The organism is Serratia sp. CY29653, from assembly GCF_052169255.1.
Taxonomy (GTDB): Bacteria; Pseudomonadota; Gammaproteobacteria; order Enterobacterales; family Enterobacteriaceae; genus Serratia; species Serratia sarumanii.
Genome location: NZ_JBJNLC010000001.1, coordinates 2,329,276 through 2,347,100, shown reverse-complemented (window position 1 = coordinate 2,347,100; position 17,825 = coordinate 2,329,276). Strand labels below are relative to the sequence as shown.

The 17,825-nt window shown below is 61.6% G+C and carries 21 protein-coding genes; 9 read left to right on the top strand and 12 right to left on the bottom strand.

What is annotated here, in order from left to right; translation table 11 throughout:
* Window positions 1-5 precede the first annotated feature (5 nt).
* Complete coding sequence (gene ansP, locus ACJ8HN_RS11320; protein WP_033637529.1) at window positions 6-1,472, bottom strand: L-asparagine permease; 1,467 nt, start codon at window positions 1,470-1,472, stop codon at window positions 6-8.
* A gap of 436 nt (window positions 1,473-1,908) precedes the next feature.
* Window positions 1,909-2,346, bottom strand: a complete 438-nt coding sequence (locus ACJ8HN_RS11315) for a PACE efflux transporter (protein WP_060425504.1) — start codon at window positions 2,344-2,346, stop codon at window positions 1,909-1,911.
* A 112-nt stretch (window positions 2,347-2,458) separates the two neighbouring features.
* Here ACJ8HN_RS11315 and ACJ8HN_RS11310 point away from each other — a divergent pair, with 112 nt between their 5' ends.
* On the top strand, window positions 2,459-3,352 hold the full coding sequence (locus ACJ8HN_RS11310) for a LysR family transcriptional regulator (protein ID WP_033647076.1): 894 nt from the start codon (window positions 2,459-2,461) through the stop codon (window positions 3,350-3,352).
* 16 nt (window positions 3,353-3,368) lie between these two features.
* Here ACJ8HN_RS11310 and ACJ8HN_RS11305 read toward each other — a convergent pair whose 3' ends face one another.
* Together ACJ8HN_RS11305 and ACJ8HN_RS11300 are read right to left on the bottom strand one after the other, a co-directional pair.
* Window positions 3,369-3,932 carry a DedA family protein gene (locus tag ACJ8HN_RS11305; protein ID WP_033647075.1) on the bottom strand — a complete coding sequence of 188 codons (564 nt, stop codon included), beginning with the start codon at window positions 3,930-3,932 and terminating at the stop codon, window positions 3,369-3,371.
* A gap of 50 nt (window positions 3,933-3,982) precedes the next feature.
* Window positions 3,983-4,660, bottom strand: coding sequence for a DJ-1/PfpI family protein (locus ACJ8HN_RS11300; protein WP_047568783.1), 678 nt, complete (start codon window positions 4,658-4,660; stop codon window positions 3,983-3,985).
* Between the two features lie 91 nt (window positions 4,661-4,751).
* Between ACJ8HN_RS11300 and ACJ8HN_RS11295 the strand changes: the two genes are divergently transcribed.
* The 3 genes from ACJ8HN_RS11295 to pbpG all read left to right on the top strand — a co-directional run bounded on the left by ACJ8HN_RS11295 (window position 4,752) and on the right by pbpG (window position 7,926).
* On the top strand, window positions 4,752-5,696 hold the full coding sequence (locus ACJ8HN_RS11295) for a GlxA family transcriptional regulator (RefSeq protein WP_033653487.1): 945 nt from the start codon (window positions 4,752-4,754) through the stop codon (window positions 5,694-5,696).
* A gap of 45 nt (window positions 5,697-5,741) precedes the next feature.
* Window positions 5,742-6,845, top strand: coding sequence for an adenosylhomocysteinase (locus ACJ8HN_RS11290; protein ID WP_060425506.1), 1,104 nt, complete (start codon window positions 5,742-5,744; stop codon window positions 6,843-6,845).
* 151 nt (window positions 6,846-6,996) lie between these two features.
* Window positions 6,997-7,926, top strand: coding sequence for a D-alanyl-D-alanine endopeptidase (gene pbpG / locus ACJ8HN_RS11285; protein WP_041033978.1), 930 nt, complete (start codon window positions 6,997-6,999; stop codon window positions 7,924-7,926).
* A 34-nt stretch (window positions 7,927-7,960) separates the two neighbouring features.
* On the opposite strand, the gene ACJ8HN_RS11280 is transcribed toward pbpG, so the two are convergent.
* A complete protein-coding gene (locus tag ACJ8HN_RS11280) occupies window positions 7,961-8,368 on the bottom strand; it encodes a GNAT family N-acetyltransferase (RefSeq protein WP_442523432.1) in 408 nt (135 codons plus the stop codon).
* 124 nt (window positions 8,369-8,492) lie between these two features.
* Between ACJ8HN_RS11280 and ACJ8HN_RS11275 the strand changes: the two genes are divergently transcribed.
* The 3 genes from ACJ8HN_RS11275 to ACJ8HN_RS11265 all read left to right on the top strand — a co-directional run bounded on the left by ACJ8HN_RS11275 (window position 8,493) and on the right by ACJ8HN_RS11265 (window position 10,965).
* Window positions 8,493-8,897 (top strand): VOC family protein, encoded by a 405-nt coding sequence (locus ACJ8HN_RS11275; RefSeq protein WP_342133897.1) that lies wholly within the window; start codon window positions 8,493-8,495, stop codon window positions 8,895-8,897.
* A gap of 79 nt (window positions 8,898-8,976) precedes the next feature.
* The gene (locus tag ACJ8HN_RS11270; protein ID WP_442523431.1) at window positions 8,977-9,942 is read left to right on the top strand and encodes an alpha/beta fold hydrolase; all 966 of its coding nucleotides are present in this window, start codon (window positions 8,977-8,979) and stop codon (window positions 9,940-9,942) included.
* A 102-nt stretch (window positions 9,943-10,044) separates the two neighbouring features.
* Window positions 10,045-10,965 carry a DUF808 domain-containing protein gene (locus tag ACJ8HN_RS11265; RefSeq protein ID WP_033653484.1) on the top strand — a complete coding sequence of 307 codons (921 nt, stop codon included), beginning with the start codon at window positions 10,045-10,047 and terminating at the stop codon, window positions 10,963-10,965.
* 42 nt (window positions 10,966-11,007) lie between these two features.
* Here ACJ8HN_RS11265 and ACJ8HN_RS11260 read toward each other — a convergent pair whose 3' ends face one another.
* The 6 genes from ACJ8HN_RS11260 to ACJ8HN_RS11235 all read right to left on the bottom strand — a co-directional run bounded on the left by ACJ8HN_RS11260 (window position 11,008) and on the right by ACJ8HN_RS11235 (window position 14,802).
* Window positions 11,008-11,091 (bottom strand): membrane protein, encoded by an 84-nt coding sequence (locus tag ACJ8HN_RS11260; RefSeq protein WP_016928643.1) that lies wholly within the window; start codon window positions 11,089-11,091, stop codon window positions 11,008-11,010.
* A 103-nt stretch (window positions 11,092-11,194) separates the two neighbouring features.
* Window positions 11,195-11,734, bottom strand: a complete 540-nt coding sequence (locus tag ACJ8HN_RS11255) for a GNAT family N-acetyltransferase (protein WP_033637541.1) — start codon at window positions 11,732-11,734, stop codon at window positions 11,195-11,197.
* 159 nt (window positions 11,735-11,893) lie between these two features.
* Entirely contained in the window at window positions 11,894-12,706 is an 813-nt protein-coding gene (locus ACJ8HN_RS11250) for a MetQ/NlpA family lipoprotein (protein WP_033653481.1), read from the bottom strand.
* A gap of 130 nt (window positions 12,707-12,836) precedes the next feature.
* On the bottom strand, window positions 12,837-13,688 hold the full coding sequence (locus tag ACJ8HN_RS11245) for a DUF1460 domain-containing protein (RefSeq protein ID WP_442523430.1): 852 nt from the start codon (window positions 13,686-13,688) through the stop codon (window positions 12,837-12,839).
* 104 nt (window positions 13,689-13,792) lie between these two features.
* Window positions 13,793-14,335 carry a GNAT family N-acetyltransferase gene (locus ACJ8HN_RS11240; RefSeq protein ID WP_442523429.1) on the bottom strand — a complete coding sequence of 181 codons (543 nt, stop codon included), beginning with the start codon at window positions 14,333-14,335 and terminating at the stop codon, window positions 13,793-13,795.
* A complete protein-coding gene (locus ACJ8HN_RS11235) occupies window positions 14,335-14,802 on the bottom strand; it encodes an acyltransferase (RefSeq protein ID WP_033637546.1) in 468 nt (155 codons plus the stop codon). Before ACJ8HN_RS11235 ends, ACJ8HN_RS11240 begins: the two co-directional genes overlap by 1 nt.
* 205 nt (window positions 14,803-15,007) lie before the next feature.
* On the opposite strand from ACJ8HN_RS11235, the gene ACJ8HN_RS11230 reads away from it, so the two are divergent.
* Window positions 15,008-15,598 (top strand): Yip1 family protein, encoded by a 591-nt coding sequence (locus ACJ8HN_RS11230; protein WP_033637547.1) that lies wholly within the window; start codon window positions 15,008-15,010, stop codon window positions 15,596-15,598.
* A 57-nt stretch (window positions 15,599-15,655) separates the two neighbouring features.
* On the opposite strand, the gene ACJ8HN_RS11225 is transcribed toward ACJ8HN_RS11230, so the two are convergent.
* Window positions 15,656-16,507, bottom strand: coding sequence for a DMT family transporter (locus ACJ8HN_RS11225; protein WP_430969376.1), 852 nt, complete (start codon window positions 16,505-16,507; stop codon window positions 15,656-15,658).
* A 598-nt stretch (window positions 16,508-17,105) separates the two neighbouring features.
* Here ACJ8HN_RS11225 and ACJ8HN_RS11220 point away from each other — a divergent pair.
* On the top strand, window positions 17,106-17,822 hold the full coding sequence (locus tag ACJ8HN_RS11220; RefSeq protein WP_033653477.1) for an ABC transporter ATP-binding protein: 717 nt from the start codon (window positions 17,106-17,108) through the stop codon (window positions 17,820-17,822).
* The last annotated feature ends 3 nt before the right edge of the window (window positions 17,823-17,825 follow it).

Sequence of the window (17,825 nt, the reverse complement as noted above, 5' to 3'; positions counted from 1 at the left end):
TCGATTCAGTGCGGGTTCTGCTCTTCGTGAGCCTGCTGCTCCCGCTTCACTTCCTGCGCGCGCTTGCGCAGGCCGAACCAGCCCAGCGTCAGCAGCACCGCCAGCACCGGAATGGTGGCGATGGTCCAGGTGCCGTTCGGGTAGTCGAACGCCATCATCACCACCACGATCAGCAGGAACGCCAGCGTCAGCCAGGAGGTGAACGGCGCGCCCGGCATTTTGAACGATACCGGCTGCGCGCGGCCTTCGCGCACGGCTTTGCGCAGGCGCATCTGGCAGACGATGATAAACGCCCAGGAGGCGATGATGCCCAGCGAGGCGATGTTCAGCACGATCTCGAATACCTGCGAAGGCACCAGGTAGTTGAGCACCACGCCGATCACGTAGATGCCGCAGGTGACCAGGATGCCGGCATAAGGCACCTGCTGGCTGCTCATTTTGGCCATCAGCTTCGGCGCCGAGCCGCCCATCGCCAGCGAACGCAGGATGCGGCCGGTGGAGTAGAGGCCGGAGTTGAGGCTGGACAGCGCGGCGGTCAACACCACGATGTTCATGATGGTGCCGATGTAAGGCACGCCCAGCTTGCTGAAGAAGGTGACGAACGGGCTTTGGCCGGCCTGGTAGGCGTTCCACGGCAGCAGCAGCACCAACAGCACCACGGAGCCGACGTAGAACAGGCCGATACGCCAGATCACGCTGTTGATCGCTTTGGGCATCATTTTGGCCGGATCTTTACACTCGCCGGCGGCGGTGCCGATCAGCTCGATGCCGGCGAAGGCGAAGATCACCCCTTGCACCAGTACCAGCGCCGGCAGCAGGCCGTGCGGGAACATGCCGCCGTTTTCGGTGATCAGGTGCATGCCGGTGGTGTGGCCGGCGACCGGGGTGCCGGTGCCGAGGAACACCACGCCGACAATCAGGAACAGCGCGATGGCGACCACCTTGATCAGCGCGAACCAGAACTCCATCTCGGCGAACCACTTCACGCCGATCATGTTCATGGTGGCGACGATGCCGAGCGCGCCGAGGGCGAACAGCCACTGCGGCACGTCGGCGAAGGTGCCCCAGTAGTGCATGTACAGCGCCACCGCGGTGATGTCGACGATGCCGGTCATCGCCCAGTTGAGGAAATACATCCAGCCGGCGACGTAAGAGGCTTTCTCACCGAGAAATTCGCGGGCGTAAGAAACGAAGCTGCCGCTGGAAGGGCGATGCAGCACCAGCTCGCCCAGCGCGCGCAGGATGAAGAAAGAGAAGATCCCGCACACCAGATAGACCAGCGCCAGCGCCGGCCCGGCCAGTTCGAGACGGCCGCCGGTACCGAGGAACAAGCCGGTGCCGATCGAACCGCCGATGGCGATCATTTGGATCTGCCGGTTGCCCATGCTTTTGTGATAACCGGATTCATGAGAGTCTAGCCAGCGTCTTCTGGCGGCGTGTTTATCGTCCGCCGACTTTTTTTGTGAGTGCATTATCCGTCCTGTTTACCTGTCTATGATGAACGCCGCCCTGAGCTGCAGGGCAAACGATTGCCATCAGCAATCGTAATGAGAATGAGGTCGTGGCATCATTCCGCTGTTTATTGTGTATACAGCCGCCGTTAAATAACGGCGTGGCATGCTACCGTTTCCCGATAAAGCTGGCAAAAAAACCTGCGTACAAAGCGTGAACAATTGTGTGTATTTTTTAAACTGAAAACAAAAGCGCATATTATTCAGTAAGATGAGTCTCATTATCAACACGGAAATATCGAACGATAAAAGTGATTGAAATCACAGAATAATAATTACCGCGCAAATTAAAGGGATTTGGACGTTATTTTGCGTGAGGGGGAAGGCGGGCGGAAAATAAAGCGATGGCGCCTGCGCAGTAATTAGCGTGCGCAGGCGAATCGGACGCGGGGGCTTTTTAGGCGGATTCACCGGCCGGCAGAGCCGAAGCCGGCAGGCCGAACAGCTTGTCGAACGCCCAGTTAAACAGGAAGGTGTAGCAAGGAATGATGACGATCAGCGCCATATCCAGCAGCAGCGCCTGCCACAGCGTGATGCCCATCCACCAGGCGATCAGCGGGATCAGATACACCACCAGCGTCAGCTGAAAGCCGACGGCGTGCAAAATGCGGCGCTTGAGCGTGCGGGTGCGCGACGCCTGGCGGCTTTCCCACCACTCGAATAAAGAGTTGTAAATGAAGTTCCAGCTGACCGCGATGGTGGTGATCACCACCGCCAGCGGCCCGGTGCTGCTCGGCGCATGGCCCGACAGCAGCGCCAGCCCCAGCGCCGAGATCGCCATGCCGATGATTTCATAAGCGGTGACATACACCAGTTTGCGTTTGACGCCTTGCATTGTTTTCTCCCGATCTGTTTTTAGTTGCCTCTGCGGCGACGGCGGCTAAGATAACGTCAATCACATTGATAGAAAAAGTCAGGAGCTGTCAGTTTAACTGACAGGTTAAACGATGAACTTTTCCAGCGACAATATCGAACTGTTTCTGGCGGTGCTCGATCGTGGTTCGTTTTCCGCCGCCGCCCGCGCGCTGCGGCGCGTACCGTCCGCCGTCAGCATGGGCATCGCCAACATGGAGGCGGAACTCGGTTTCGCGCTGTTCGATCGCTCGCACCGTGAACCGACGCCGACCGCGCTGGCGTTGGCCCTGGCGCCGCACGCCCGCCTGATCGCCGGGCAGCTCAAGCAGCTGCAGGTGCACGCTATCGAACTGTCTCAGGGGCTGGAGAGCCGGCTTTCGATCGGCGTGGCGTCGGACATTAACGGCGCCAGCCTGCTGGCGGCGGTGAAGACGCTGTCGCAGCGTTATCCGTTGCTCAACATCGAAGTGCTCAGCGCGCCGCAGGACGACGTGCTGCACATGCTGCACCAGGAGCGCATTGGCGTTTGCCTGGCGTTCGGCGGGCTAAACATCAACAGCGCGGAGCAGTTCCACTCCGTCGGCGCGGAATCGCTGGTGGCGATGGTCTCGCCGCAGCACCCGGCGCTGGACGGCGCGGCGGGCGAGCTGTTTCTCGAGGATCTGGTCAACGTGCGGCAGATCATGGTGGCCAGCCGCGATCTGCCGATCGGCGATCTGCGCCCGCAGGTGGCGGAGGCCTACTGGCGCACCGACAGCCTGCCGATGGCGCTGAACATGGTGGAAGCGGGCCTGGGGTGGGGCAATTTCCCGCTGTCGCTGGCCGAGCCGCTGCTGGCGCAGGGGCGGCTGGTACGGCTGAAATTCAAAAACACCAAGAACGAGCTGCGCTTGCCGATGCATTTGATCTGGCTGAAGAGCCGCCCGCTGGATAAGGCGGCGCGCGAGCTGGTCGAGCTGATGCGCGCGGCACTGCAGGAAAGCTGACGCCAGGTGCGCTGGCTTATTCCGCGTGGCGTTTGCGCCACCAGAAGCGCACCAGCAGGATGGCGGCGATCGCCAGGGCGACAAACAGCAGGCTGGAGAGTTTTTTGTCGAAGCCGGTAACGAAGCGTTCGATCGCCTGGCCGCCAAAATAGCCGAGCATGACGAAGATCGTCGCCCACAGAATGGCGCCGAGGATATTGAGCGGCACGAAGCGCGACGGCGGCAGGCGGCTGGCGCCGATCAGCACCGGGCCGATGATGCGGAAACCGTACATAAAGCGCACCCCGATAACGAACAGCATTGGGTGGCGGGCGATCAGCTTTCTGGCGCGCGCGATGCGCTTTTCCTGCCCCTTGAGCCGCGAGATGACCCGGCCTTCGAACCGGCGGCCGGCGAAGTACAGCAGCTGATCCCCCAGCGTACCGCCCAGCGCCACCACCGCGATCACCCACGGCCAGTGCAGCAAGCCTTCATGGGCGGCGATGCCGCCCAGCAGCGTGATGGTTTCTCCCTCAGCCAGGCAGCCGATAAACAACGCCCAGTAGCCGTAGTCCGTAATGTAGTGGGCCAAATCGGTCATTCCTTACTCCTTATGTGACTGACGCATAAGGGCAAGTATACGCCCGATCGCTAGCCTTGGGCGATCTGGGCCACCAACGCTCTGCGCCGCGCCAGGCTTTCCGCCATCTGCGCCTGTACCCTGGCGTAAATGTGCGGCGGGGCCAGTTCCGGCGTGCCGCCCGTGAACGGCGGGGCCGGGGCGTATTCCAGATAGAGTTGGATCGTTTGGGCAGTGTCTTCGCCGTGCAGTTCGGCGATCAGCGCCAGCGCGAAATCGATGCCGGCGGTGACGCCGCCGCCGCTGATCACGTTGCCGTCGCGCTCTACGCGTGCAGCGCTGGGGATGGCGCCGAACAGCTTCAGGCTGTCGCGCATCGACCAGTGGCAGGCGGCGCGTTTGCCCGCCAGCAGGCCGGCCGCGGCCAGGATCAGCGAACCGGTGCACACCGAGGTCAGGTAGCGGGCATCGGCGCCCAGCCGCCGGATTTGCTGCATGAACGCTTTATCCTGCAGCGCCTGGGTGCAGCCGCTGCCGCCCGGCACGCACAGCACGTCGCAGCGCGCGATCTCCGGCAGCGGGCGCAGCTGGGTGAAGTGCAAGCCTTCCGATTCGACATCCGCGCCGTCTACCGAAGCGACGATGATTTCCGCGCCCGGCATGTGGCGCAGAAACTGCAGCGGGCCGGTGAAGTCGAGCTGGGTGACGCCTTGATAGATGGGAAATACAATCACGAGTGGTTCAGACATGACATTCGCCTCATTTTTATCGTTGGACCTGGGCCATAATAGCCGCCCTGTTTTTGGCTGGTATGACAGATAACCCTCAAAAAGCGCCATCATGAAAACGATCGGTTTTGTGGTTTTTCCCGGTTTCAACCTGCTGGACTTTGCCGGCCCGCTGGCGGCGTTCGATAACGTCAGCCAGTTTACCGATCCGCCGGCCTACCGTTGCGTGGCGATCTCGCCGCAGGGCGGGATGGTCGCCAGCTCGGCCGGGGTGGAGATCGCCACGCAGCCGTGCGGCGACGAGCGTTTCGATACGCTGGTGGTGGCCGGCGGCAGCGGCAACGTGATGGCGGCGCAGTCGCCGGCGCTGGTGGCGTTTCTGACCACCCACAGCCGGCGGGCGCGGCGCATCGCCAGCGTGTGCACCGGCGCGTTTATTCTGGCGGCCTGCGGTTTGCTGGACGGCAAGCGCGCCACCACCCACTGGTATCACGCGGCGCGGCTGCAGCAGAGTTATCCGCGCATCCGCGTCGACAGCAACCGCATTTTCATTCGCGACGGCGATATCTGGACTTCGGCCGGCATCAGCGCCGGTATCGATCTGGCGCTGGCGTTGATAGAAGACGACCTTGGCGCCACCCTGGCGGCGGCCGTGGCGCGGCAGCTGGTGGTCTATCATCGGCGCCCCGGCGGGCAGTCGCAGTATTCGCTGCTGCTGGCGTTGAACCCGTCGTCGGATCGCATGCGCGCCGCGCTGTCGTTCGCGCGCGAGCACTTGCACCTGCCGCTGTCGGTGGCGGATCTGGCCGACGCCGCCTGCCTGAGCGAGCGCCAGTTCGGCCGGCTGTTCCGCGCCGAAACCGGGCAGACACCGGCCAAGGTGATCGAACAGCTGCGGGTGGAGGCGGCCAGGGTGCGCATCGAAGAGAGCGCCGAGCCGCTGGAGGCGATCGCCCGTTCGGTGGGGTTCAGCGATCCGGAGCGCATGAGGCGGGCGTTTATCCGCGTATTTGGCCTGTCGCCGCAGGCGATCCGCCGGCTCGGCCGCGCGGGATAACTTTTTTGCCACGCCTGGCGGCGGGGCACACCAGAGGAGCAACGGATGTATCAGGATTTCGAGAGCGAATTGAACTGGGCGATGCGCCATATGCCGCGCACCCGGGCGGCGGTGGCGGCGTTGCCGGACCTGCACGGGGTGCGGCTGGCGTGCAATATGCACCTGGATCTGAAAATGGCGCCGCTGGTGGCCGGCCTGCTGGATAAGGGCGCGGCGATCTTCCTGACCACCTGCAATCCCACCACGGTGCAGAACGACGTGGTGGCCTGGCTGGAACGGCGGGGCGCGCAGGCCTATGCCTGGCGCGACATGAACGCCGGCGAATGGTCGGAGTCCTTCGACCGCGCGCTGGCCTGGCAGCCGACCCACCTGTGCGAAATGGGGGCAGATCTGACCACCCGTTTACACCAATCGCCGAGCGGCCCGCGGATCGTCGCCGGGCTGGAAGCCACCGGCTCGGGCATCAGCCGGTTAAACGGCGTGGCGCCGCGCTACCCGATCTTCAACTGGGACGATCTGCCGGTGAAAGAGGGGCTGCACAATCGGCATATGGTTGGGCTGACCGCCTGGCACACCTTCTTCCAGACCACCCACTTGACGCTGCACGAAAAGCGCGTGCTGGTGATCGGCTACGGCCTGGTCGGGCAGGGGACAGCGGCGGCGGCCAGGGCTTACGGCGGCCAGGTGATGGTGGCGGAAATCGATCCGGCGCGCGCGCTGCAGGCGCGTTATGACGGCTGGCAGGTGGTGGATCTGGCGAGCGCCGTCGCGCAGGCGGACGTGATCGCTACCGCAACCGGCGCGAAAAACGTGCTCTCGGCGCAGCATTTGCAACAGGCGCAGGACGGCGTGTTTATCCTCAACGTCGGCCACGTGGCGGAAGAGATCGACGTCGGCTTCCTGCAAGGCCTGCCGCACCACGAGCCGATGCCTTATGTGAACGCTTACCAACTTAATGAGAAGACGGTGTATTTGCTGGCCAACGGCTCGATGTTCAACCTGACCGCCGGCTATGGCGACAGCCTTAACGCCTTCGATGTGACGCTGGCGGTGATGGCGGCCGGCATCGGCCATATCGTCGGCGCCGGGGCGCGGCAAACGCCGGGGCTGTACCTGTTGCCGCAGTCGGCCTGGCAGCCGGCGCTGTAACTTTTTCCACGCGGGCGTTCATCCCAGAGCGCCCGCGGGCTGCGTCGTTTTTCAGCGGACAGAATTTGTCACAAATCCGCCATACAATCCCAGTGCCAAGCGCTGAACCCTCACATATAATTCGCTGAATTCAAGCCCCCATTTCAGAGTAATGCCTGTGAAAATACGTGTTTTGGTTCTGACCCTGCTCGCTTTGCAGGCGGGCGCAGGCTTTGCGCCGCGCGCGTTGGCCAGCGACAACGCCGCCGCCCTGCACGCCACCCAACCGGAGCTGGCCTCCGGCAGCGCGATGGTCGTCGATATGCAAACCCATAAGGTGATGTATGCGCGCAACCCGGATGAAGTGGTGCCGATCGCCTCGATCACCAAGCTGATGACCGCCATGGTCACGCTCGACGCGCACCTGCCGCTCGACGAGATGCTGGCGGTGGACATCCGCCAGACGCCGGAGATGAAAGGGGTGTATTCACGGGTGCGGCTGAACAGCGAAATCAGCCGTAAGGATATGCTGCTGCTGGCGCTGATGTCGTCGGAAAACCGCGCCGCCGCCAGCCTGGCGCACCACTATCCGGGGGGCTACAACGCCTTCATCAAAGCGATGAACGCCAAGGCCAGGGCGCTGGGCATGACCAATACCCATTATGTGGAACCGACCGGGCTGTCTATTCATAACGTGTCGACGGCGCGCGATCTGACCAAGCTGCTGATCGCCACCAAGCAATACCCGTTGATCGGCCAGCTCAGCACCACCACCGAACGCATGGCCAGCTTCAAGGATCCGAACTACACGCTGCCGTTCCGCAACACCAACCATCTGGTGTATAACCCGAAATGGAACATCCAGTTGACCAAAACCGGCTTCACCAACCAGGCGGGTCACTGCCTGGCGATGCGTACGGTAATCGGTAACCGCTCGGTGTCGCTGGTGGTGCTGGACGCCTTCGGCAAATACACCCACTTCGCCGACGCCAACCGTCTGCGCAGCTGGATTGAAACCGGCAAGGTGACGCCGATCCCGGCCGCCGCCCGTGACTATCGCCGCCAAAAAGACGCCCGTCTGGCGAAGAACGACAGCGAATAACCCGCCTGGTGGCCTGCCCGTTTGCGGCAGGCCGCTATCGGCCCTCGGGCCGTCTGATGACAAATCCCCGCTCGCGATCGCCGTCGAAACCCGCCTTGAGATAAAGCTGGTGCGCGCCGGTGCGTTGCTGCCCCGACAGCAGCATCACCTTGTAACAGCCCTTGCGCCAGGCCAGCTGCAGCGCGTATTCGATCATCGCGAGCGCCACGCCGTGGCCGCGATAGGGCTCCGCCGTCACCACGTGTTCGATGACGCCGAACGGCTGCGCCTGATGCGCCAGCCCCGGGATCAGCGCCAGCATGCAGGTGGCGATCGGCTGTTCCTCTTGCGCCGCTACCACCAGACGGATCGCCGGATCGTCCAGCAGGCGTTGCAGGGCACGGCGCGCGTCGTCGCTGCGCAGCGGCGCATCCTGTGGGCGCAGCTCGCGATACAGAGCCAACAGGCCGTTGAGATCGTCCTGGCTGCGCCAGGCGATGAATGATGCTCATGGTTGCTCCTTTCGCCGCTTCAAGGGTAATCCGCTATCCTCCATTAATACCACAACGATTACCGAAGGGGATGTTATGAGTCAGGTTTCGACCTTTGTCATGTTCCAGGGGGAGGCGCAGCAGGCGATTGAGCTCTACAGCCAGGTATTTGCGCGTTTTCGGCTCATGCAGGTGCAGCATTACGACCCGACGCCGGACGGCCGGCGGTTAATCAAGCATGCCACCATCGATTTCGATCGGCAGAACCTGGTGTTTATCGACAGCCCGATCAGCCATGATTTCAGCTTTACCCCGGCGGTGTCGCTGTTCATCAACCTGCCTAACGAAGAAGCGTTGGAGAGGGCGTTCCACCGCCTGGCGGAGGGCGGTAAGGTGCTGATGCCGCTCGACGACTACGGCTTCAGCGCGCGTTTCGGCTGGCTCAACGATCGCTTTGGGCTTTCCTGGCAGCTCAATGTGCCGGCGGGGGATCTGTCCTGAGGCTAAGGGGGAGTGTGCAAAAGGCATGGTAGTTCCTGCTGTTGTTTCATATGCTTATCGCCGGGGCAGGAACTCTGCCGTGGGGAATACCGACAACATCATGGAAAGGTGCGATTTGATTGATTTTGACCGCTATGTTGAGCAAGCGAAGTCTTACGGTGAGTGGCCGGGGGCACAGGTGGGCACGTTGTCCGGTTGCGTTGAGGGATTGAGCTACCGCCTGTATCGGCAAACTGCCGAGAGCGAAGACGTGATCGTGGTTTATCACGGCGGCGGGGTTAACAGCGCCGCCGGGTATGACATTCTTGCGCGCCAGCTGGCCGCCGAGCCAACGCTCGCGGTGTACCTGGTCGATATTCGCGGGCATGGCGATTCCACGGGAGAGCGGGGGACGGTTGAGCGGCCTGAGCGTATTTGGCGCGATGTCGATGTCATCCTGGCGGAAATGCGCCTGCGTTTTCCGTTAGCGCGCAGGCACCTGCTTGGCCATTCCAGCGGCGCCGGGATGTTGCTCAACTACCTGACCCGCTATCCTTGTGAACAGCAGGCGGACAGCCTGATCCTGCTGGCACCCGAGCTGGGGCCATTTTCCGGGATGGCCCGCGATCTGGCGGCGGCGGCCCGTTTTGCCCAGGTGCGCCAATGGCCTTTTGTGGCCAATGCGCTCAGCGGTGGGCGATGGTTTGGGCAATCTCGGGCGGTCAGCCTGAATTTTCCCCCGGCCGTGCTGGCCGCCTCCCCCGATTTTGTCTGCCAATACAGCGTTAATATGGCTAACGCGTTGACGCCACGCACCCCGGCAAAGCAACTGGCGGCGCTGCGATTGCCGACTTTGCTGCTGGCGGCAGCGCAGGATGAGTTGTTCAGCGCGCAATCCTTGCAGCGTTTCGTCGAACAGCATGGCAGCGTGCATGTTGCCTTTGGTTTGCTTGAGGGCAGTACGCATTTATCGTGCGTCTTTGAGGCCCACGGCCCGGTCCTTCAACATATCTCACGCGCGTTCGCTCTCGGAGCTGATGAGGGACTGTCAGGCGAGAGGTTTTAACTTCCACCCGGCGTTTTCCGCGATCCTCCCATATCCTTTCATGACGCTTTACCGCTATGCTAAATATAGAATGGCCCGTGAACATGAAAAGGATAAATCATTTTGGCAGGAAGTAGCTTACTTACCCTTATCGACGACATCGCCTCGTTGCTGGACGATGTCTCTTTGATGACCAAGATGGCGGCAAAAAAAACCGCTGGGGTGCTGGGGGACGATCTGGCGCTCAACGCGCAGCAGGTCACCGGCGTTAAAGCCGACCGCGAACTGCCGGTGGTGTGGAGCGTCGCCAAAGGTTCGCTGATCAACAAGGCGATCCTGGTGCCGCTGGCGCTGCTGATCAGCGCTTTCGCGCCCTGGGCGATCACGCCGCTGCTGATGGTGGGCGGCGCCTACCTGTGCTACGAAGGGTTCGAAAAGGTGTATCACAGCCTGAGCCAAGACAAGCAGGCGCATGAGGATAAACAAGACGGACCGGGCGCCAATGAGGATGTGGCGGCCTATGAAAAGCGCAAGATAAAAGGGGCTGTGCGTACCGATTTCGTGTTATCCGCCGAGATTATCGCCATTACGTTGGGCACCGTCGCCGGCGCCACTTTCAGTCAGCAGGTGATCGTGCTGTGCGGCATCGCGCTGGTGATGACGCTGGGGGTTTACGGCATCGTCGCCGGTATCGTCAAGCTGGATGATTTGGGGCTGTACCTGAGCCGCAAGGGCAGCGCGTTGGCGCGCGCCGTCGGCGGCGGCATCGTGCGCGCCGCGCCTTATTTGATGAAAACGCTGTCGATCGTCGGCACAGTCGCCATGTTTATGGTCGGCGGCGGCATCCTGACCCACGGTCTGCCGCCGGTGCACCATCTGTTTGAGGACTGGGCTTCCTACGCTACGGTGGTGCCGACGTTGGGGCATATTTTGCAGGGTGTCATTCCAGCTCTGCTGAACGTGGTGTTCGGCGCGATTGCCGGCGGCGTGGTGCTGGCGGTGGTGTCGGCGCTGGGCGCGGTGCGCGCGCGTTTCAAGGCATGATGAAAAGTCTCGCCCCGCAAGGGGCGGGACGGAGCTGACGCTTTAAAAAATCAGTTTGAGAACGCCGGTAATCGTCAACAAACCCACGATGAAGATGATGGCGACAATCCACAGAATAATTTTCATTTACTTCTCCCTTACCGGTTAAATGTGGCGCACGATTGGCGCTAACTTAATGAAATCACTCTTCACTATAGACGCTAACTTCCTATCGTGCGTCGCCATGTATTCAAGGATGCTGACTGTCGCCCGCGCCCAGCGCGCGCTGCATGAGGTGGGTGTCGCGCCATTCCCCCAGTTTGAACCCCACGGCCTTTAACGTCCCGACGCTGGTAAAGCCGAGCGACTGGTGCAGCGCCAGCGAACCGCGGTTGGCGGCGGAATCGCCGACGATCGCCAGCATCTGGCGCCAGGGGCCTTGCTCGCAGCGGGCGATAAGCTTGCTCAGCAGCGCCTTGCCGACGCCTTTACCCTGTTGCCCCTCGGCGATATACACCGAGTCTTCCACGGTAAAACGATAGGCCGGCCGGGGCCGATACGGCGTGGCGTAGCAGTAGCCCACAATATGGCCTTCGCTTTTCGCCACCAGCCAGGGCAGCCCGGCTTCTTGCACCTTGCTCAGCCGCAGCTGCATTTCCGCCAGGGGCGGCGGCTGTTCTTCAAACGAGGCGGCACCGTACAGCACGTGGTGGGTGTAAATGCGCAGCACGGCGGCCATATCGTCCGGCGTGGCATCGAGGAGGCTGAGTACGGGAGCGGAGAGCGTCATGGTAATGCCTGTTTACCTTGGAAATCAGCGGATAAACGCCATTATGCGCGCCGCTCGCCGCCGGGGTAAATCGGGTTTTCTTATGGTGAGATAAGAAAACCCGATGATTAGCTGACAAGGGGTTCTTTGGGGAGAGCCCCTGCGGCGCTGTGCCAGGTATTACCAGCCTTTCACCGCGCCGCCGTTGAAGATTTTCTCGGCGGCCTTGGCCACTTCGTCCGACTCATAGGCCTTGATGAAGTTCTGCACGTTCGGCGCGTCCTTGTTGTCTTCGCGGGTAACGATGATGTTGGTGTACGGCGAGTCTTTATCCTCGATGAAGATGCCGTCTTTGGTCGGCGACAGGCCGGTCTGGTTGATGTAGGTGGTGCTGATGACGGCGACGGTGACCTTTGGATCGTCCAGCACGTGCGGCAGCTGCGCGCCTTCCAGCTCCATGATTTGGTAACGGTGCGGGTTGGCGCTGATGTCCAGGGCGGTGGGCAACAACCCCTTGCCTTGTTTCAGCGTAATCAATCCGGTTTTTTCCAGCAGCAGCAGGGCGCGCCCCAGGTTGGTCGGATCGAGCGGGATGGCGATCACCGCGCCGTCCGGCAGCTCTTTGAGCGATTTTATCTTTTTGGAGTAGCCGGCCATCGGGAAGACAAAGGTATTCCCGACCGCCACCAGCTTATAGCCGTGATCTTTGTTTTGCTGTTCGAGGAACGGGCGGTGCTGGAACACGTTGGCGTCCAGTTCGCCCTTGTCGGTGGCGTCGTTCGGCAGCAGCGAACCGCTGAAGCCGACCAGCTCGACGTCCAGCCCGTATTTCTCTTTCGCCACTTGCCTGGCGACTTCCGCCACGTCCTGTTCCGCGCCGTTGATGACGCCGACCTTGATATGGTTCCGATCGGTTTTTTGATCGCAGCCCTGAAGCGCCAAAACGGCGGCGAAGGCCGCCGCCAGAGGGGTGATACGCCAGCGTAAGGTCATCGAAGTCTCCCTGAAAAGAACAATAAAATCAGTTGGTTTTTGTTCTTACAGCTAAGCTTGAACCGCCGATGAAGTCAAACGCTCGCTCAGCATAAACGGCTATAGCTTATAGCCGTTATGCGGCGGGAGATTATCGGCTGAGCGAACGCAGCACCACGATGCCCGGCGTGGCCATCACGTAATCCATAAAGGGCGAATCGACCACCCGCATGTTGGCCTTGCGCGATGAGGCGTTGCGCAGCACCGGGCCGTTGTCGGTCATCACGAAGATGCCGGTGTGGGTCACGTCCAGCCCGTCCAGGTTGGTGTAAATGCCGATGTAATCGCCGGTGCGCAGCTGGGCCAGCACCTTGTCGTCGATGCGGTCGCTGGGGATATAGGTCACGCTGCGTTGTACGTCGGGCAAGCCGGGCAGGTAGCTGCCGCCATCCGCTTTGCGGTTGAGGGTTTTCACGAGGGTGACGGCGTGCGGGCTGAGCCGCGCGGTGATGTCTTCAGCCACTTTTTTCGGCCGCTGCGCCCAATCGGTGAAGAAGTGTTTGCGCTGCGGGAAGGCGATGTTGCCGTTGACGTAGCGAATGTCTACCGGGCGCTGTACGAACTCGCCCTCGCTGCGGGCGGTGCTGAGCGCTTCCACATAATCGATGTAGGTGAAGCAATCCAGCCCGCGGAAGTCGATCACCAGCTGCTCGGGCGTGCTCTGCGAACCGATCAGGCGGTTGGCGAGATAGGGCGTGCCGAGAAACTCGCGCGAAATCAAATCGACGGTGCGGCCATGCGGCTGCGTGGCGGGCCAACCGGCGCGCAGCGCGAGGATCTCATGCAGCTTGCTGCGGGTGCTGGCGTCCATCTGCGGTTGCACAGCCGGCGGCGAAACGGTGACGTCGGTCGGCGGCGTTGCGGGGGAGACGGCGGTGGGGCGCTCGGCGCATCCGCTCATGGCGATAGCTAACATCAGTAAAACAACCTTGTTCTGGTTCATACGGCCCTCCCTGGGTGTCGCTGGCTTATCAGAGTCAGTGATAACAGTTCTCATCCGATGGTAGGGGTTAAAAAGTAAACATAGCCTCAATGGCGGCCGATAAATCAGTAACCGATTTCGCTATTGAACGGCAAATACCAGAACAGCGCGATTTCGTGATCGGCGATCTCCGGCTCGGCGCGGTACAGCAAACGATCGATGCCGCCGAGAATAAACCCGTAATGCTGGTAGCAGCGACAGGCGGCCAGATTGTTGTTCTGCGTTTCGAGCATCATACCTGAGGTTTCCTGCTGCCGCGCCCACTGTTTGGCGCAGTCCAGCAGCGCCCCGGCGATGCCCTGACGGCGCGCGTGAGCGCTGACCGCGATCTCGTCGATCAGGGTGTAACCGTTCCAGTTTTTGCTCAGCGTGATGTGGCCAACGGCTTGGTCCTGGCGATATGCCAGGAAAGTCGCGCTGTCTTCGTTGGCGAACGGCGCCAGGGGATACTGTTTGCGAAACGGCGCCACCGGGCGGGTTGGCCAGCTGTCGACCGGGGTGTCGAACTGCGGCAGGGCGTAACAGCGGATGGTAAAGCCTAAATCGCCGCGCGTCAGGTAATCATCGGGCAGCGCCTCAATGGCCGCAATGCGGATGACCGGGGTCATTACGGCAGCTCCCGCAGCAGGCGCGCCGGGTTGCCGGCATAAATCCCCTTGCGGGTGATGTCGCGGGTCACGACCGCCCCGGCGCCGATCACCGCGTCGCTGCAGATCTCCACCGCCAGGATGGTGGCGCCGGAGCCGATGGACACCCGATCGCCGACGCGCGTGCGCCCCCAGCTGGCCGGATCGGCATTGGGCGCGCCGTCTTTGAACAGATCGTTGGCGAAGGTGACGCCGTGGCCGACAAAACACGCTTCGCCGAGGGTAACGTATTCGCAGATAAAGCTGTGCGACTGAATTTTACTGCGCGCGCCGATGCTGACGTGGCGCTGGATCTCCACGAACGGGCCGACGAAGACATCGTCGCCGAGCCGGCAGCCGTACAGATTGCAGGGCTCGACAACGGTGACGTTGCGCCCGGCGTCGACGTCGACGATCCCCGCCTGGCGGGTGGTGATAACGGATGACATGACCTTCCTCGCAGCCTGGTTTTTATGGTGGGAGTATAAGACAAAGCGCCGCAGCGTTGCGCTTTCCGCACGTTTTTTCGCCGAAAGACTATAATGAGTACAGGGGAGAGAGCCCCGTGGCCGCAATCCTCGCACGGGTAGCAGTCCGTCGGAGGTGTGAAATTCGTTCGCCGATCGCGGCCTACGGCGAGATAGGAGGTGTCTCATGGTCAGTCATGTTTGGGGACTTCTGGCGCATCCCAGCGCCGAGTTCGAACAGATCAAAAACGAGAATGAAAGCGTCTCGCACCTATACACCCATCACGTGTTGCTCTTGGCAGCAATCCCGGTGGTCTGCGCTTTTATCGGCACCACCCAGTTGGGCTGGCTCTCCGGCGAGGGACATGCCATCAGGCTCGACATGTTTACCGCGCTTTATACCGCCGTGGCGTTTTACCTGCTGATGCTGGCGGGCGTAGCGGCCATGGGGAAAGTCATTCACTGGATGGCGCGGCGCTATGAATCGCGCCCCAGCCTGCACCGCTGCATGGTGTTCGCCGGCTACGTGGCGACCCCGATGTTCCTCAGCGGGATTGTGGCGCTCTATCCGGTCGTCTGGCTGTGTCTGTTTGTCGGCATTATCGGCCTGTGCTATTCCGGCTATCTGCTGAATCTGGGGATCCCGCACTTCCTGAATATCGACAGTAAGGAAGGGTTCATCTTCTCCAGCTCGACCTTCGCCATCGGCATTCTGTTGCTCGAGCTGCTGCTTGGGGTGACGGTGCTGCTGTGGGGGTACGGTTCCTGGTTATTCTGAGTTAACGGCTGTTGTTGTCGCCCCCGCGCCGGTGGAACGGCGCGGGGGCTTTTGCTTTTATACGCGGCGGAAAACCAGCATCACGCCGAGCACGATGCCCGCCATGCCCAGCAGGCTCAGCGCCGCCAGCGCGTGGCCGAGCAGCAGGTAGTCCAGCAGGGCGGTGACCGCCGGGATCAGATAGAACAGGCTGGTGACCTGCACCAGGTTGCCGCGCTGGATCAGGCGATACAGCAAGAAGGTCGCCAGCACCGAGATCACCACCGCCATCCACAGCAGCGGCAGCACGAACGCCGGCCGCCATTCGACCCGCAGCGGCTCAAACGGCAGCGCCAGCGTACACATCAGCAACCCGACGGCATACTGCAGCGGCAAGACCGCCAGCGGCGGCTGCGTCATGCCCTTTTGCAGCAGGGTGCCGGCGGTCATGCAGCCCAGCGCGATAAAGGCGAACAGCATGCCGCTCAGCGAGAAGTGAGCCACCATCAGGCTTTGATACACCACCAGCGTCAGCCCGGCCATCGCCAGCGCCAGGCCGAGCGCCCGCAGCCCGGTGCAGCGCCGTTCGGTGATGAACTGGGTGAGGATCGGCTGTACGCCAAGCAACGTGGCCAGCACGCCGGGCGTAATACCCTGTTCCAACGCCAGCAGATAGCAGATTTGATAGCTGCCGATCATCAGCACGCCAATCAGCGCGACGCGCCGGCGGGTGCCGGGGGCGGGCAGGCACTGGCGCTGCCACAGGCCGATGGCCAACAGCACCGCCAGCGCGATGGCGCAACGGAAGAACAGAAAAGCGAAGGCGGAGGCGTGCTCCAGCCCCCAACGGGAGAAAATCGCGCCGCTGCTCCAAAGCAGGACGAACAGCGTAGCCAGGCCGGCATTGGCCCAGAGAGAAGGTAATCGCATGTCAATTTCACCTGTCGTGAAAATTACAGGCTCCGGCGCGCGCGGCGGTCTACGCCTGAACGCAACAGATCAATAAGCCGGAGGTAAAAAGTCGGTTTGGCTTAGCGCACGACCACAATGCGTGGCGGGTAAGCGGCAACCGCTGAAACGACAGAGGAAACGGCGGGTGGAGCGGAAGAAGCACACAGCAAAACGGCGGCCGGAACGGTCGCGTTTGTCGGATCTGTGCTGTGCGCCAGGTAGGCCATGTGAGTTCCTGAAAACCGGGAATGAAACTAATCGCTCAAACATAACTAAGTTCAGCGGGGCGTGCAATCGGAAATCGCAGTGATTTAAATGATAATGAAAATCATTATCATTTATTGAGAGGTATGCTATGTTGCTTTGGCCGCGCAGTTTTGACGCAGAGGGCGCGGCTTGCTCTTGCCTCGGTTCACGCAATGCGTGCGACGAAAGACGCTGCGATTCGCTTTTGCAGAAGGCGCGTAATCGTGGTAAAAATATTGATATGTTATAATATAACAATTTGCGCATAATGAATTCAGTTCACGACATCCTCCACGTTGATGGGATTAGCCTGACCGGCCACGGCGGGGCATTGATACTCGACAACATCCATTTCGCGCTGCGCGCCGGTGAGAAGCTGGCGGTGATCGGCCCTAACGGCAGCGGCAAGTCCAGCCTGTTGCGTGCCCTGATCGGTGAAACGCGGCCGGACAGCGGCGGCATTTACTGGCGAGGGCGCGCCTTGTCCGCGTGGCCGGCGGCGGAGCGCGCCAGAAGCATCGCCTTTCTGGCGCAAAACGATTCGCCGGATTTGCGGCTGTTGGTTGAGGACTACGTGGCGTTGGGCCGTTTGCCGCATGGCGCATGTTCTGCGACGGGAAAGCGCATCGTTGACGAAGCCATCGGGGAAACCGGGTTGGTGCCGCTCAGGCGCCATCCGTTGGGGCGGCTCTCGGGCGGCCAGCGCCAGCGTGCCGCGCTGGCTCGGGCGTTGGCGCAGTCTCCCGATCTGCTGTTGCTGGATGAACCGACCAATCACCTCGATCCGCCCGGGCGCTCGGCGCTGCTGTCGTTAGTGAAAAATAAAGACATCGCCGTGATTGCGGTCTTGCACGATCTGCCCGTGGCAGAGGCGTTTGCCGATCGGATCCTGGTGCTGAACGAAAGCCGTCAGGTGGCCTGTGGTACGCCCGAGGCGGTGTTGCAGACCCCGGTGATTCTGCCGGTGTTCGGCATGAACAGTTTCAAGGTGGCACATCCCGTCAGCGGGAAAACGCTGCGCATTTTTGACGTTCCCCATTGCGCTTGATAA

Coding starts and splice junctions, on each gene's coding strand:
- ACJ8HN_RS11230 (WP_033637547.1), top strand. CDS start 15,008: ATGGTCAGTCATGTTTGGGGACTTCTGGCGCATCCCAGCGCCGAGTTC.
- ACJ8HN_RS11260 (WP_016928643.1), bottom strand. CDS start 11,091: ATGAAAATTATTCTGTGGATTGTCGCCATCATCTTCATCGTGGGTTTG.
- ACJ8HN_RS11310 (WP_033647076.1), top strand. CDS start 2,459: ATGAACTTTTCCAGCGACAATATCGAACTGTTTCTGGCGGTGCTCGAT.
- pbpG (WP_041033978.1), top strand. CDS start 6,997: ATGCCTGTGAAAATACGTGTTTTGGTTCTGACCCTGCTCGCTTTGCAG.
- ACJ8HN_RS11235 (WP_033637546.1), bottom strand. CDS start 14,802: ATGTCATCCGTTATCACCACCCGCCAGGCGGGGATCGTCGACGTCGAC.
- ansP (WP_033637529.1), bottom strand. CDS start 1,472: ATGCACTCACAAAAAAAGTCGGCGGACGATAAACACGCCGCCAGAAGA.
- ACJ8HN_RS11245 (WP_442523430.1), bottom strand. CDS start 13,688: ATGAACCAGAACAAGGTTGTTTTACTGATGTTAGCTATCGCCATGAGC.
- ACJ8HN_RS11275 (WP_342133897.1), top strand. CDS start 8,493: ATGAGTCAGGTTTCGACCTTTGTCATGTTCCAGGGGGAGGCGCAGCAG.
- ACJ8HN_RS11315 (WP_060425504.1), bottom strand. CDS start 2,346: ATGCAAGGCGTCAAACGCAAACTGGTGTATGTCACCGCTTATGAAATC.
- ACJ8HN_RS11255 (WP_033637541.1), bottom strand. CDS start 11,734: ATGACGCTCTCCGCTCCCGTACTCAGCCTCCTCGATGCCACGCCGGAC.
- ACJ8HN_RS11225 (WP_430969376.1), bottom strand. CDS start 16,507: ATGCGATTACCTTCTCTCTGGGCCAATGCCGGCCTGGCTACGCTGTTC.
- ACJ8HN_RS11295 (WP_033653487.1), top strand. CDS start 4,752: ATGAAAACGATCGGTTTTGTGGTTTTTCCCGGTTTCAACCTGCTGGAC.
- ACJ8HN_RS11305 (WP_033647075.1), bottom strand. CDS start 3,932: ATGACCGATTTGGCCCACTACATTACGGACTACGGCTACTGGGCGTTG.
- ACJ8HN_RS11300 (WP_047568783.1), bottom strand. CDS start 4,660: ATGTCTGAACCACTCGTGATTGTATTTCCCATCTATCAAGGCGTCACC.
- ACJ8HN_RS11290 (WP_060425506.1), top strand. CDS start 5,742: ATGTATCAGGATTTCGAGAGCGAATTGAACTGGGCGATGCGCCATATG.
- ACJ8HN_RS11240 (WP_442523429.1), bottom strand. CDS start 14,335: ATGACCCCGGTCATCCGCATTGCGGCCATTGAGGCGCTGCCCGATGAT.
- ACJ8HN_RS11250 (WP_033653481.1), bottom strand. CDS start 12,706: ATGACCTTACGCTGGCGTATCACCCCTCTGGCGGCGGCCTTCGCCGCC.